This is a genomic window from Ruegeria sp. BB5 (genome assembly GCF_056539405.1).
The window spans coordinates 65,019-79,230 of sequence record NZ_JBQFUX010000007.1 but is presented as its reverse complement, the minus strand read 5'-3'; the positions used below and the strand labels follow the sequence as shown (position 1 = coordinate 79,230).

The 14,212-nt window shown below is 56.7% G+C and carries 11 protein-coding genes; 6 read left to right on the top strand and 5 right to left on the bottom strand.

The genetic code is table 11. From position 1 onward, the window contains the following. Positions 1-72 precede the first annotated feature (72 nt). Both ACR0DL_RS15650 and ACR0DL_RS15645 read left to right on the top strand, forming a co-directional pair. Positions 73-945 carry an NAD(P)-dependent oxidoreductase gene (locus ACR0DL_RS15650; RefSeq protein ID WP_480690067.1) on the top strand — a complete coding sequence of 291 codons (873 nt, stop codon included), beginning with the start codon at positions 73-75 and terminating at the stop codon, positions 943-945. Positions 946-1,053: 108 nt separating this feature from the next. Then, on the top strand, positions 1,054-4,119 hold the full coding sequence (locus ACR0DL_RS15645; RefSeq protein WP_480690065.1) for an aminotransferase class III-fold pyridoxal phosphate-dependent enzyme: 3,066 nt from the start codon (positions 1,054-1,056) through the stop codon (positions 4,117-4,119). A 50-nt stretch (positions 4,120-4,169) separates the two neighbouring features. On the opposite strand, the gene ACR0DL_RS15640 is transcribed toward ACR0DL_RS15645, so the two are convergent. Next, entirely contained in the window at positions 4,170-4,646 is a 477-nt protein-coding gene (locus tag ACR0DL_RS15640) for a hypothetical protein (protein WP_170362053.1), read from the bottom strand. Further along, positions 4,643-4,810 carry a hemin uptake protein HemP gene (gene hemP / locus ACR0DL_RS15635; protein ID WP_170350842.1) on the bottom strand — a complete coding sequence of 56 codons (168 nt, stop codon included), beginning with the start codon at positions 4,808-4,810 and terminating at the stop codon, positions 4,643-4,645. The genes ACR0DL_RS15640 and hemP overlap by 4 nt, the downstream gene beginning before the upstream one ends. Positions 4,811-5,035: 225 nt before the next feature. Here hemP and gph point away from each other — a divergent pair, with 225 nt between their 5' ends. From gph to ACR0DL_RS15620, 3 genes are all read left to right on the top strand, one after another. Further along, complete coding sequence (gene gph, locus ACR0DL_RS15630) at positions 5,036-5,710, top strand: phosphoglycolate phosphatase (RefSeq protein WP_480690063.1); 675 nt, start codon at positions 5,036-5,038, stop codon at positions 5,708-5,710. A gap of 548 nt (positions 5,711-6,258) precedes the next feature. Then, positions 6,259-8,151 (top strand): DEAD/DEAH box helicase, encoded by a 1,893-nt coding sequence (locus ACR0DL_RS15625; protein ID WP_480690061.1) that lies wholly within the window; start codon positions 6,259-6,261, stop codon positions 8,149-8,151. A gap of 141 nt (positions 8,152-8,292) precedes the next feature. Further along, entirely contained in the window at positions 8,293-9,072 is a 780-nt protein-coding gene (locus tag ACR0DL_RS15620; protein WP_480690059.1) for a HalD/BesD family halogenase, read from the top strand. Positions 9,073-9,184: 112 nt separating this feature from the next. Here the strand turns inward: ACR0DL_RS15620 and ACR0DL_RS15615 are convergent, their stop codons facing one another. Beyond that, the gene (locus tag ACR0DL_RS15615) at positions 9,185-9,784 is read right to left on the bottom strand and encodes a TetR/AcrR family transcriptional regulator (RefSeq protein ID WP_170378072.1); all 600 of its coding nucleotides are present in this window, start codon (positions 9,782-9,784) and stop codon (positions 9,185-9,187) included. Positions 9,785-9,955: 171 nt separating this feature from the next. Here ACR0DL_RS15615 and ACR0DL_RS15610 point away from each other — a divergent pair, with 171 nt between their 5' ends. Continuing rightward, positions 9,956-11,350 (top strand): aminotransferase, encoded by a 1,395-nt coding sequence (locus ACR0DL_RS15610; RefSeq protein WP_480690057.1) that lies wholly within the window; start codon positions 9,956-9,958, stop codon positions 11,348-11,350. A 63-nt stretch (positions 11,351-11,413) separates the two neighbouring features. Here the strand turns inward: ACR0DL_RS15610 and ACR0DL_RS15605 are convergent, their stop codons facing one another. After that, positions 11,414-12,982, bottom strand: a complete 1,569-nt coding sequence (locus tag ACR0DL_RS15605; protein ID WP_480690055.1) for a trimethylamine methyltransferase family protein — start codon at positions 12,980-12,982, stop codon at positions 11,414-11,416. A gap of 25 nt (positions 12,983-13,007) precedes the next feature. After that, positions 13,008-14,207 (bottom strand): aromatic ring-hydroxylating oxygenase subunit alpha, encoded by a 1,200-nt coding sequence (locus tag ACR0DL_RS15600; RefSeq protein ID WP_480690053.1) that lies wholly within the window; start codon positions 14,205-14,207, stop codon positions 13,008-13,010. Positions 14,208-14,212: the final 5 nt, after the last annotated feature.

The following is a 14,212-nucleotide window of genomic DNA, read 5'->3' as shown; positions in this document are numbered from 1 at the left end:
GCTTTGCTTTGTCTCTGCCTGGCAATCCGGCCCGCCAAATGAAATGGCCCGGACAACAGAGAGGATCACAATATGGCAAAAGTTGCGTTTCTGGGTTTGGGCGTCATGGGCTATCCAATGGCCGGTCACCTGCAGGCGGCGGGCCATGAAGTAACCGTATACAATCGCACTGCCGCAAAGGCCGAAGCCTGGGTTGCCCAACATGGTGGCGCGATGGCAACCACCCCGAAAGAGGCCGCCCAGGGCGCGGAGTTCGTCATGGCCTGCGTCGGCAACGATGATGACCTGCGGATGGTCTGCACGGGTGAAAATGGTGCCTTTGACGGAATGGCCGACGGCACAACTTTCGTTGATCACACCACCGTTTCCGCCAAGGTGACCCGTGAGCTTTATGCGGCGGGCCAAAGCAAGGGTATCGCATTTGTGGACGCCCCGATCTCGGGCGGTCAGGCGGGAGCCGAGAATGGCGTCTTGTCGATCATGTGCGGTGGTGATCAGGCCGCCTATGATGCGGCTGAACCGATCATGCAGGTCTATTCCAAGATCTGCCGTCGGATCGGCGACAGCGGCGCAGGGCAGATGACCAAGATGTGCAACCAGATCGCCATTGCCGGTCTGGTTCAGGGTCTCAGCGAAGCGCTACATTTCGCTGAAAAAGCCGGATTGGACGGTCGATCCGTTGTTGAGGTGATCAGCCAGGGCGCTGCGGGCAGCTGGCAGATGGCGAACCGCTATGAAACCATGCTGGATGATCATTTCGAACACGGTTTTGCGGTTGACTGGATGCGCAAGGATCTGGGGATTTGCCTTGAGACGGCAAACGAAACCGGGGCGTCCCTGCCGGTTACGGCGTTGGTCGATCAATTCTACAAAGATGTGCAAAAGCTGGGCGGCGGACGGTGGGATACATCTTCGCTGTTCAAGCGGTTGCGCGCGTTGGACTGACGGCATTGGGGGGCTGTCTGCCCCTTTTGGACCGTTCGGCCAATTCACCCCCGAGGATATTTTCGGCCAGATGAAGGGGAACCTCGTGAAAATTGGACAGGGAAGCGTATGAGCGACTTGACCGTATTCTGGGCGGATGCCCTGCGCGCCCATTGGGGGCTGGACGTCAAGCTGACGCGGCTGGATGGCGAATATGATCTGAACTTTATGGTGCGGGCTACCAATGGTCAGGATTATGTACTGAAAGTCATGCGCCCCGGATGCGAAGCAGAGTTCGTTGATCTGCAGGTCAAGGCATTGGCCCATATCGCGGGTGAGGCGCCGGGGCTGCCATTCCCTCAGGTCTATCCCGCCCTTACCGGGGCGCAGCTGCCGCAAATTGCCGATCAGCAAGGGCAGATGCGGCTGGTCTGGTTGCTGGAATGCCTGCCGGGGCAATGTTACGCCAAGGCCGCGCCTAAATCCGAGGCGTTGATCTTGAAATTGGGGCGTGTTCTGGGTGCCACCGACAAAGCGTTGGAGCGGTTTACCCATGACGGGCTGCATCGTGCAGATTTCAAATGGGACCTTACGCAAGCCGGTTGGATCGCCGATCGGCTGGATGCGATCACTGATCCTGCTCGTCGGGTTTTGCTGTCCGAGATTTGTGACCAGTTCGCGGCGATCTCGGGTCCGTTGGCGGAACTGCCGAAACAGGCGATCCATAGTGACGTCAACGACTACAACATTCTGGTTGAGGGCGAACTGGGTCAACGTCAGAGTATCTCGGGCCTGATTGATCTGGGCGATATGTGTGCTGCGCCGCGTGTCTGTGATCTGGCGATTGCGGGGGCCTATATCGTTCTGGATCACCCCAAGCCGGAACGCGCGCTTGCCGCTCTTGTGCAGGGCTATCACGTGGCTAATCGGCTGCGCCCCGATGAGATTGATTTGATCTGGCCCTTGCTGCGGATGCGGCTGGCGGTGTCCGTTGTAAACTCGACCCTTATGGCGATCGAGAACCCGGACGATCCTTATGTGACGATCAGTCAGGCCCCCGCATGGCGGTTCCTTGAGAATGCAGGCGTGAACGGTGACCTGATGGCGGCGCGGCTACGAACGGCCTGCGGTTTGCCCGTTACTGACGGGGCCGAACGCATCCACGCCTATCTATCCGAACATCGCGGCCAGTTCGCCCTGATGTTCAATCAGGATCTAAGCGATGCGCCCATGGGCTCGCTTTCGGTTGAGAACTCGACCTGGCCGCAGAACCCGTTCCAAATGCCACTGGAAGAGGCCGCGCGTGTGGGTGAGGAATTTGGCCAAGGCCTGTGGTTGGGCTTTTACAACGAACCCCGCCTGATCTATGCCGAGCCCGGGTTCCGCAAGGGGCCCTGGAAGGCTTCGGACCGGCGCACCGTGCATTTGGCGGTGGATGTGTTTGCCCCGGCAGGCACCGTGCTGCACGCGCCGATGAGCGGCCGGGTCGAAGCGGTCGAGAACCGCGACGCCCATTTGGACTATGGCGGCGTCGTGATCCTGCATCATGAAACGCCCGAGGGCGATCCCTTCTATACTCTTTATGGTCATCTGGACCCCGAAGTTTGTGACCGTCTGAAGCCGGGCGATCCGGTGGCGCAAGGCGCGGCATTTGCCCGGCTGGGCGATGCTAGTCAGAATGGCGGCTGGGCCCCACATGTGCATTTCCAACTGGCGCTAACCACGGATGGGATGCAGACCGACTGGCCCGGTGTCGGCGATCCCGATGAGATGGAGCTGTGGCACGCCGTCTGCCCCAACCCCGCGGCGCTGTTGAACCTGCCGGATGAGAAAGTGTTCTATCGCCCCACCGACAAGCAAGCGATCCTGCAGGGGCGGCACGATCATTTCGGCGGCAACCTCAGCCTGACCTATGACGATCCGGTCATGCTGGTGCGCGGTTGGAAACATCACCTGTTCGACGAATGGGGGCGACCCTATCTGGACGCCTACAACAACGTGCCCCATGTGGGCCACGCGCATCCGCGAATTCAGGCGGCGGCGGCGGATCAGCTGAAGCGGATGAATTCAAACACCCGTTATCTGCACCCCGCCCAGACAGCCTTTGCCAACAAGATTCTCTCGAAACTGCCGGATCATTTCGAGGTCTGCTTTTTTGTCAATTCAGGCACCGAGGCGAACGAGTTGGCCTTGCGTCTGGCCCGCGCCCATACCGGCGCCAAGGGCATTGTCACCCCGGATCACGGCTATCATGGCAACACCAACGCGGCTGTTGCGATCTCGGCCTATAAGTTCAACAAACCCGGCGGTGTCGGTCAGGCCGACTGGGTCGAGCTGGTTGAGGTCGCCGACGACTATCGCGGGTCATTCAAACGTGACGACCCGGACCGCGCTACAAAATTCGCGAATTTTGTAGACCCTGCAGTCGCTGCTCTCCAAGACAAGGGGCACGGGGTCGCAGGTTTCATTGCCGAGACCTTCCCCTCGGTCGGCGGCCAAATCATTCCGCCCAAAGGTTACCTGCCAGCGGTATATGAGAAAATCCGCGCTGCGGGCGGTGTGTGCATTGCCGATGAAGTACAAACCGGGCTTGGGCGACTGGGTGAGTACTATTTCGGCTTTGAACATCAAGGCGCGCTGCCGGACATCATCGTCATGGGCAAACCTATCGGTAACGGCCATCCGCTAGGCGTACTGGTTACGACCAAAGAAATCGCCCAGAGCTTTGACAACGGGATCGAGTTCTTTTCAACCTTTGGCGGCTCGACCCTGTCATGCCGGATCGGCAAGGAGGTGTTGGACATCGTCGATGACGAAGGCCTGCAGGACAACGCCCGCGATATGGGCGCGCGCCTGATGGATGGTCTGCGTCAGATTGAGTCCGATTTCGGATGCGTTGGCGATGTGCGAGGAATGGGCCTGTTTCTTGGGGTTGAGCTGATCAACCCGGATGGGTCCGAGGGCACCGAAATCTGCAAATACGTCAAAAACCGGATGCGCGATCATCGTATTCTGATCGGCAGCGAAGGGCCCATGGACAACATCCTGAAAATCCGCCCACCGCTGACGATCGAGGCCGAGGACGTCGACATGATCCTCTGGGCTTTGCGGGACGTTTTGACCGGAGTGGGTGATTTCACCCCTGCCCCAGCCTGCGATCACGAGCATCACCATGCTGGGTGCGGGTGCTGCTGAGAAATAAACCCCGGCCTAGGGAGGGCCGGGGTTCTGCGCCACGCTGCTGCCTAATGCAGCAGGGCTGCGGGGGGTTGGTGCCCGGTTGTGGGCAGCGGAATCGACGCGGTCATGCGTCGCAGCGCCAGTCCAAGTTGTTCTGATAATGAGGCCAGAGCGGGGGCAAAATCCGGTCGCACAATCAGGGACGCCATCATCATCGCGTCTTCACGGGAGCCTTCAGAGGCCGCCGCGATCATCTGCGCAAAGCAATTTTCGTCAGCGCCAAGACAAGAACACCCCAATCCGTGACGGATCAACGGGCGGCGCCCGTGATGCGCGCACAGCGAACACAGGCGGTCAAGCGACATCATCGCAGCGCGCCCGCATTCTGCGCCCAACGCAATTTCAAAATCGCTGGCGGCATCTGCGCGGCCCTGGGCACCATCACCCCAAAGCCGCAAGTACATCACGGCTCCGGCTTCGACGGGGCCAAGGTCAGTTAAGCGGCCAACAGCCGCCCCACCCCGAGAGGAAGTCGCGCTCATTTCGTCAGGATCAATTTGCCTGCGCGGGTGATGCGCAGCGTATACAGCTGGTCGCCCAATTCGATATGGGCCAGGTTACCGCCATTGGTCAGTTCTTCGGCCTTATGCGATGGCAGCATGGATACAGCATAGGATTGGCTGGGATTCGGGGTCTGCATATTCATCAGGACAACTCCAGAGGGGGCTGGGGCGAAATGCCTTAATCTGTTCGCGTTTCACTTGATCTGGCTGACCCTGACAGGGGTTGGCTGTGGACTTGAATAATAATCTGATTAAAATAGTCAGGTATGTCAAGGCCCGTTCTGGTGAATTCTCCAACCTCGCACGATTGCACCAAAAATTCAGGCAGGGTACCACTTTCTCAGAATATCAAACCAAGGGGGCAGTCAATGGCCGCGACTATCATGTTTGACCTGGATGGAACGCTCGTGGACAGTCTTCCTGATCTTGCAGCGGCCGCGAACAATATGTTGCGTGACGCCGGCGTAGCGCCCTTATCACAGGACCAGATCAAACAATTTGTTGGCAACGGGCTACCCAAACTGGTCGAGCGTGTGATTGAGCATTGCGACCTGCCGATGGTCCAGCACGGTGATCTGACCCGGATGACGCTTGCCCATTACAACGCCGCCTCCAGCGATAAAACCGTGGTCTATCCCGGTGTGCTGCAGGCGCTGAAGCATTTGCGTGACATGGGCTGCGTTCTGGGGGTTTGTACCAACAAACCCGAAGCCCCTGCCCGCCATGTGCTTGAGGCGATGGGGCTTGCACCCCATTTCGATGCCGTCCTTGGCGGTGACAGCCTGAACACCCGCAAACCCGACCCGGCCCATCTTGAGGCCAGCTTTGCCGCCGTTACCACAGCCGGTCCGCAGTTGTTTGTCGGAGATAGCGAGGTGGATGCCGAAACCGCTCAACGTGCACAAGTGCCGTTTTTGTTGTTCACCGAAGGTTATCGAAAATCACCGGTTGCCGACATTCCACATACAGCAAGCTACGACCGATCCTCTGAATTGCCCAAACTGGTTGCACAAGTACTGCTATCTCTGGAGCAAAGCGCCTGAGAGCCTATTTCTAGAGGGGGATCGAAACGGGTCGCGGCCAGTGACTGAGGGGCCGGCCGAGGGGGTAAGTAGCCAGCCCCTCACAGGGGAAAAGTGGTATCGTCCGATATGACCCGTTCGATAAAACACAGTTAACGAATCGGCCTGAATTTCGATATAGGGGGTTTCCCGTAGCGCGCCGGACAGTGTTGAAATCACAGTTAATTTTTTCGCCCATTTTGGCGCAAACAGGGGTTTTGCCCTGAAAACAGATAAAATAGGCGAACCCTTAGCGCGCTTGTAAGGCAGGACCGTGCGGCTGCCTGTCCTACCGGGCAAATGACGTTGGACGGTACAGTCCACCACCTTGGCGTTGAACTGGAAAATCCGCTGGATCACAGATTTTTTGGAACACACCGCGCGACTGTGGTCGAAAAATCCGCCGGTTCAGCGGCCATTCATCTTCCACTCTATACATCCGGTTCGTCTCTCGGTAAGGAGCGTGCTTCGACAATGATCCGTGTGTTGGACGCTCTGAGGGTGACCGCATCACCCAAGAGAGCCGAGCTATGAAACAGACAATCGCAGATGCGCTGAAGCGCAAAGGATATGATACCCTGACCCCGGTCCAGGAGGCCGTGTCCGCACCTGAATTGCAAGGAAAAGACCTGCTGGTTTCGGCACAGACAGGATCGGGAAAAACCATCGGGTTCGGCCTGGCCATCGCGCCGACCATTTTGGGCGATGCGCAGGTTTTCGGCACCTCAGACGCGCCTTTGGCACTGGTGATCGCGCCAACGCGAGAGCTGGCAATGCAGGTCAAACGCGAATTGGGATGGCTTTACGCCGACGCGGGGGTGTTCATTGCCTCGTGCGTTGGCGGAATGGATATGCGCGACGAACGCCGGGCCCTGTCACGTGGGGCGCATATCGTGGTCGCGACACCGGGGCGTTTGCGCGATCATATCATGCGCGGGTCGATTGATCTGACGGCCGTGCGCGCTGTGGTTTTGGATGAAGCCGACGAAATGCTTGACCTTGGGTTCCGCGAGGATCTGGAGTTCATTCTCGACGAAACGCCCACAGACCGCCAAACACTGTTGTTTTCCGCCACGGTTCCGCGCGCCATTGCCACCCTTGCCACCCGGTATCAACGGGATGCCGAGCGTGTAAGTACCGTCAGTGAACGGACGCAACACGCCGATATCGAATACCGTGCAATGAATGTGGCCCCGCGCGATGGTGAAAACGCGATCATCAACGTGCTGCGTTATTACGAGGCCCCGAACGCCATCGTCTTTTGCAACACACGTGCGATGGTTGCACGCCTGACTGCCCGCTTGTCGAACCGTGGGTTCTCGGTTGTTGCTTTGTCCGGTGAACTGACCCAAAGCGAACGCTCAAATGCCCTGCAGGCCATGCGCGACGGGCGTGCCCGCGTCTGTGTGGCGACCGACGTGGCCGCGCGCGGGATTGACCTGCCGAATCTGGATCTGGTGATCCATGCCGAACTGCCCAACAGTCACGAAACTCTTCTGCACCGTTCAGGTCGAACCGGGCGCGCGGGGCGCAAAGGGGTCAGCGCCCTGATCGTCGCACCGGCTTCGTTCAAAAAGGCTCAACGGCTGTTGAAATTCGCCAAACTGACTGCTGATTGGGGTCCGGCACCTTCCGCAGACGCAGTCAACGCACAGGATCTACAGCGGATGTTCGGCTCGGACGACTGGCAGGTGGATCTCGTCGAGAGCGAGCGCACATCGGTCGACGAACTGGTGGCCAGATTCTCGCCGGAACAACTCGCCGCGGCCTATGTCCGTCAATACAAACGTCAGCATTCTGCTCCGGAAGAGTTAAGCGACGTCAAAACCACAGGGACAAAGTCAGAGGCACCTTTTGGCCCGAGTGTGTGGTTTTCGCTGTCGGAAGGACGCAACGATAACGCGTCTCCGCGCTATGTTCTTCCCATGGTGTGCAAGGCCGGGAACCTCACCAAATCCGATATCGGCGCGATCCGTATCGCTGACGATATGACCTTTATCGAAATTCGCGAGAGCAGCGTTTCCGAATTTTTGGACGCGATTGGACCTGAGATGAAGGTCGAGGGCACAAAAGACATCGTGCGGTTGGACACGGTCCCCGACTTTTCGAAACCGACAAAGACAGGCCCAAAACGAGGCGTGAAAGGCAAGAGAGACCCGCAAAAGTCTGAGCGCAGACCGCCTCGCCTTGTTGATCCACAGCCTGCGAAGGCGCGAAAAAAGACGGCATCAAAGCCGCCTGAGAAAACCAAAGTCGACACTAAGCCCAAGCGCGATGGCGATAGCCTAAGCAGTAAAGGCAAAAAACCAAACCGCAGCCCAAAGGGCCCGCCGCCGCCCAAGGGAAAGCCAAACAGCAAGAAAAACCGCGCACGCGCTGCCGCGGCAAAGGGCGGCAATTCTGTACCGAGACGTTCAAAGTAAGCTGAAACGTTCCCCCGACCCGAATTCGCCTGTGTTCGTTCTTGGGAGGCAAACAAGCAGCACTGAAAAAGCGGCTTTTCTCGCGCTGTCAGAAAAGGTTTAATCCACCCGTTTTAAGCTTTTGCTAAATGGGTCAGTGGCATGAATATTGCAGACATCGTCGACTTTGGGCGTTACCCCCTGGGAAATGCAGATTTCGGTACGAAGGCAAGATCGTCACTGAATGAAAACGGTGTCTTGGTCCTTGAGGAATTCATCCGCCCCGAGGCACTGGCAATGATGCAAGCCGAGGCTTTGACGGGACACGACCAGGCATATTTCTGCACTCAAAGCCACTCGGTTTACCTAACGCCGCCAAATCCAGAGTTTGACGCATCACACCCGGCAAATCGTCAAGTGGAGTCGTCCAAAGGATGTATCTGCGACGACGTGGTGTCACCGACATCGCCCCTGCGCATTCTGTATAACGACCCATCCTTTCACAGCTTCATCAAGCAGGTCACGGGCGAGACTGAACTGCACCCTTATGTCGATCCGCTGTCGTCTATCAACATTCACTACGCAACCCGCGGACAAGAACTCGGTTGGCATTTCGACAATTCCTCGTTCGCAATCACATTGCTGATCCAGAAACCCGACACCGGTAGCCGTTTCGAATATGTAAAGGACCTGCGGGACGCGAGCGCAGGCGACATGAACTATGAAGGTGTCAGGGCTGTTCTGGACAAGGAACTAAAGCCACAAGTTCTGAACATGGATCAAGGCACGCTGGTTCTGTTTCGCGGTAGAAACTCCATTCACCGGGTCTCACCGAATGAGAGTGACAAGACAAGAATGCTCGCCGTGTTGGCCTATAACTCGGAACCTGATGTGGAACTGTCAGAGAGTGCCCGCATGACCTTTTACGGTCGATTGAACTGACGTCGGCTTACTGCAATGCAGTACGAACATGCGCGAGATGGGACCTGGAAGGCCGCCAGTTTTTTTATTGAGTCCAATTCTGAGGTGGCTCGCAGAAGCGCCGCCTCGCAATTTAAGATATTGATTTAAAATCAAAATGACCTGGAAACATCGACTGCAAGACAAACAAGCAGATTTTCAAAGCCTCTCGGGGTTTGAAAATATCTGAGTGCAAATGGAAGTCGGTCCAGAGCCCTTCCAACAAAGCAATCAATGCATCTGTTGCAAGTTTGGCGTCTACGTCTTTGTACCCACCTTCGCTTATGATTTGCTGCAACAGTTCAAGGATCACTGCCCGGAAACTTTTGTCCCGTGAGTCGATGAAAGGGAATATGTCGGGGTTCGAGAGCGCTTCGGCCCGAAATGAAAACCAGATCGCAACGTCCCGTGCATTCAGGACCAAAGGGTCGAAATCCGCCTTGAGGATTGAGATCAACTTGTCCGCAGGGCCTAATTCCGGACTGTCCGCGATTGCTTTCCACTGCCCGGCATAGCGCGCTGACAACTCCTCGGCCACGGCAAGCAGCAATTTCTCTTTGGAACCAAAGTGCAGGTTCACCATCCCCCTCGACAGTCCTGACAGCTCCTGGATTCTGGCCGAGGTCGTGCCGCGAATACCGTATTTATGGATGGCATCCGCAGCCGCCTGAATCAGCTGCTGTCGGTTCTGCAACTTACTCAGGTCGCGGGCATTGGTCGGAGTATCGGCCTCGAGAGTAATCTTGTTTTTCCTTCGCTGGGTTACTCGCCTTTGCTTTCTCGCATCTAGTGAAGCGAAAGTTCAAGGATTGACATTGAATGAATGTTTGTTCATTTTGTGATATATGTTACATAAAGGTGCCCCATGACCCTGTTCAACTCCGACTTTCAGTCCGTACGTGACTGGGACAACGAACACTTCCTGCATCCGTGGGAAGGGATGTCATTCCTTGGCCAAAATGAACGAACCTTTGCCGAAAGTGGCCAAGGCGTTCACATCGTGACAGAGGACGGAAAACGCTTGATTGACGGACCTGCGGGGATGTGGTGCGTTCAATTGGGCTATGGGAACGCTGAAATTGCCGATGCGATGGCCCAGCAAGCGAAAGAGATGGCGTATTTTTCGCCCTTCAACAACGCCAACTCGGCCCCAGCCCGGCTGGCACATGAGATCGCCAAAAGAACGCCGGGTGACCTGAACCATGTGTTCTTTACAACGGGCGGCTCAACAGCCGTTGATAGCGCCCTGCGGTTTGTGCAGTTCCGCAATAACCTGCTTGGCAAACCAGAAAAAAAGATCGTGATATCGCGGCAAAAGGCCTATCACGGTTCGACTTATTTGGCGGCCTCAGTATCTGGAAAAGAGCGCGACAAAGGGTGGTTGGACCAGGCCTCTCACCTGACGCGCTTCCTGCCGAATGTGAACCCGTACACGCGCCGCGCCGATCAAACGGTTGAAGATTTTCTAGACGAAAAAATCGCTGATCTAGAGAACATGATCCTTGAAACCGGCCCTGACAAGGTCGCGGCTTTCATCGCTGAACCGATCCTTTGTTCTGGTGGGGTCATCGTGCCTCCGCAGGGATATCATCAGCGCAGTTTGGACATCTGCCGGAAATACGATGTCCTGTATATTTCAGATGAGGTTGTGACTGGATTTGGGCGGCTTGGGCATTGGTTTGCATCCGAAGACGTCTTTGGCATTCAACCAGATATCATCACCTGCGCCAAAGGTATGACGTCTGGCTATGTCCCCATGGGGGCCTGCATCATCTCTGATCGACTGATCGCAGATGTCAGTGGTGAGAACGCGCCGGAGGCTACGTTTTCAAACGGGTTCACCTATTCGGGCCACCCGGTAAGCGCGGCAGCTGGTTTGAAAACCATAGAAATCATGGAGCGCGACGGTATTCTGGAACATGTCCGCGCGCTTACGCCGCTGTTCGAAGAACGCCTTCAGGCTCTGGCGGCCTTGCCGCTTGTGGGTGACGCCCGAGGTATGGGGCTGGTTGGCTGCGTCGAATGCGTTGCCGATGCTAATGCTGATAATCTTTTGGACCTTGATAAGTCTGTTGGCGCATTGATTGACCAGCATTGCCAGGAAAACGGGCTGATCCTGCGACCGATCATCAACATGTGCGTGTTTTCCCCACCGCTGATCATCACGGAAGGCGAGTTGAACCGGATGTTCGATATCCTTGAGAAAGGTATTCGGTTGGCGACTGAAGACCTGACACAGCAGGGTGCGTTTAAGGCTTAGAAGCCGTCTTGATGCGGCATCACTATTTTACAAGTTGCAATGCCGCATCGCCTTCCGCTGTCCTCAACCCGCCTGCATCGCCTCAGGCGGTAATTTAATCGGAAACTTGGCCCGCACCTCTGCATCAGCCTTGCTGCCAAAGTAGTTCGGATAGTGATTGGATAGGATGTCGTTGACCACCGACCGACTCCGCTCAAACATGTCCTGTCGACCTGCCTTTTCCCAAGTATCGGTCAGTTCCCGATCCAGCAGGGTCGGGTAGACATATTCCGTCTCCATGTACTGCAGGGTCTGCGCGTTACCAAGGAAATGACCCGGATCAATTGCGCATTCATGGATAACGTCGACCGAAAGCGTGTCGTCGCTCACCTCGATCCCGCGCAGCGTTCGCGAGATCATGCCCGCAGCCTCGTTGTCGATGACCATAGACTCAAAGCTGCAGCCCATCAGACTGCCAAGCATACCGCCAAATTCGCAGAGCCTGTTGGCACCGGCATGCGCCGCCAAAGCAAAGGTCAGTGCCTTTTCTAACCCGTATTGCGCATCCGGGATTTTGGAATCCGTCATGCCGCACCCAACGCTGGTCGGCAGGTTATAGAAATTGCCCATCTGGATGGCCGCAGCTGAAATTAACGCCTGTTCGCCACTACCGCCAGTAAAGGACCCAGTACGCAAGTCGGTGATGAAAGGCCAAGCTGCAAAGACGACCGGAGTGCCCGGATTGATGAGGTTCGCAATGGCGACGCAAGACAAGGTCTCAGCAACCGCTTGCGCTAAGGTTCCTGCCAAAGGCGCCGGCGAAGTCGCCCCGGCCTGTGGGGGAACGGCAAGATCGCACACCAGCCCCATCTTCGCCGTATCGATCAAGATCTCCAGATTTTCGCGCCCGAACCTAAGCGGGGATACGATGGGACAGCCTCCAAAGATGACCGAGGGCTTTTCAAGGAACTTGCCCTCGCCACCCGATGCCAGATCGAACAGATGGATCGCATCCTGAATGTGCTCGCGGGTTCTGAAGGTCAGGCAGGAAGGTTTTTCGCTACCCGCCAGAATGGCGTAGAGCATGCTCATGTCATGCTCATAATCCTGTGGTACATCCGTCGCCAAAACCGTGTCACCGGTCATGTGAATATTATCAAGCCGGTCGACCAAGCGGGTGAAGTCGTAAATATCCTTGAGCGTTGATGGCCTGTAACTGCGAGTCTCGGCATCAAAAGTTGTCACCGCCGTGCCGGAATTTGCGTAATACACCTTGTCCTTGGTGCAGTGCATGTCGTCCTTACCGGCCCGCGATCCGCGTGCATGGACATAGAATTCACTGGCGGCTTTGGCCAACAGATCTTCCATCAAGGCGCGAGGAAAGCACAACCTGCCGTGCGCGTTCAATGTCGCCCCTTTTGGCACCACAAGATCGAGAACTTCCTGCGTTGGGTCCCCCACGCCTGTGCGTTCCAGAATGCTAAGCGCGGCCTCGTGAATGCGCGACATGTCCGCGTCTGACAGGGGCTTGTATCGCCCACCGGGAATGCCCGGCCAGATTGCTTGCGAGGCTGCGTTGCTGGTTCGCACGGCTGCGCGTGCCTCACGCCCGCCCCCGCGCCGTCTTGATCTGCGCTGCGTTAGCTCTGTCATGTTCTTTCTCCGAATTTTGCGCGTCTCAGATCATGCTGAAGTAGTTGCGATAGAAGCCCGAAATGCTCCATTCCATCTCGGACAATGGCCCGGGGACGAAATGGTGCGAGTTCACGCCTTCCTGATTGTGCCGGATGATCCGTTCGTCATCGAGCGACGTGACATGCCACAGCCATGTCAGGGTATCCCTGTCATAGTCGCGCCCCTCTTCGGCGTCGCCGCGAACGTACCAGACGATCTGAATATCGGTGTCTTGCAGAGCACGCGGAACGAACCGGTACCCGACAACGTGATCGGCATAGACGAGGAAATAGTTTAGCGTACCGATCCCCAGATCGGTGGCCCCGCCGTCTTGGGATTTCAGCTCACCCAATGGCGGCGCCAAGGGTGCTCCATCCTTGCTGCCAGTCAAGTAACCGGGGAACAGCGGGTAACGCCGCCAATAGACATCTGCGCCCGGTGCGACTGCGTTTTCTCCAGTCAGATCAAGCTCATCAAGGGGAACCCCGGCTTCTTTCATCCGTTCGTGCAGTGCCCCGCTGAACTCAAGAACCTGGGCCGGATCTTTCAAGGAATGACTGCGCGAATAGTCCTGATGAGATGGCGCGCAGTGATAACATTCCAAGTAATTCTCCAGAGCAAGCTTCCAGTTCGCCGGAACCGGGTATGAGGCCTCATGGGCAATCTTCAGATTCTCAAATCCGAACGGCTTTGACAGCGGAGCCAGCCTATCCAAAGCGGCGTCCAGGGGCGGCGCGTCTTCGGACGGGCAAACAAAAATCAGACCCTGAAATATCTTTACATGAACCGGGAACAAACCGTACTGGCCCGGGTCAAAATCCGCCCCCATTGACCGCCCGTTTCTGAGCTTACCGTTCAGGTCAAAGGTCCACGCGTGATAGGGACAGATGAAGTTTCGCGCCTTGCCTTTCTGTTCAATGCAAACGCGCGATCCCCGGTGGCGGCAAACATTTTGATGCGCGCGCACCTCACCCTCGCGATCCCGAACGATGATGATGGATTCAGGTCCGTAGTCGAACAGGAAATAGTCGCCCGGCTCGGCAATCTGGCTGATATGTCCGACCCAGATCCAGTTGCGATTCCAGAACGTGCTGATATCGTTTTCGTATACTGCCTGAGACGTATAGAAATGGCGCGGCAAGGCGAACCCTTCCCGCTGCGCTTCCATCAAGTCGCGCATTACTTGCAAGTCATCTTTTGGCATAGCGC

Coding starts and splice junctions, on each gene's coding strand:
- ACR0DL_RS15650 (WP_480690067.1), top strand. CDS start 73: ATGGCAAAAGTTGCGTTTCTGGGTTTGGGCGTCATGGGCTATCCAATG.
- ACR0DL_RS15600 (WP_480690053.1), bottom strand. CDS start 14,207: ATGCCAAAAGATGACTTGCAAGTAATGCGCGACTTGATGGAAGCGCAG.
- ACR0DL_RS15610 (WP_480690057.1), top strand. CDS start 9,956: ATGACCCTGTTCAACTCCGACTTTCAGTCCGTACGTGACTGGGACAAC.
- ACR0DL_RS15605 (WP_480690055.1), bottom strand. CDS start 12,982: ATGACAGAGCTAACGCAGCGCAGATCAAGACGGCGCGGGGGCGGGCGT.
- ACR0DL_RS15625 (WP_480690061.1), top strand. CDS start 6,259: ATGAAACAGACAATCGCAGATGCGCTGAAGCGCAAAGGATATGATACC.
- ACR0DL_RS15645 (WP_480690065.1), top strand. CDS start 1,054: ATGAGCGACTTGACCGTATTCTGGGCGGATGCCCTGCGCGCCCATTGG.
- hemP (WP_170350842.1), bottom strand. CDS start 4,810: ATGAATATGCAGACCCCGAATCCCAGCCAATCCTATGCTGTATCCATG.
- gph (WP_480690063.1), top strand. CDS start 5,036: ATGGCCGCGACTATCATGTTTGACCTGGATGGAACGCTCGTGGACAGT.
- ACR0DL_RS15620 (WP_480690059.1), top strand. CDS start 8,293: ATGAATATTGCAGACATCGTCGACTTTGGGCGTTACCCCCTGGGAAAT.
- ACR0DL_RS15640 (WP_170362053.1), bottom strand. CDS start 4,646: ATGAGCGCGACTTCCTCTCGGGGTGGGGCGGCTGTTGGCCGCTTAACT.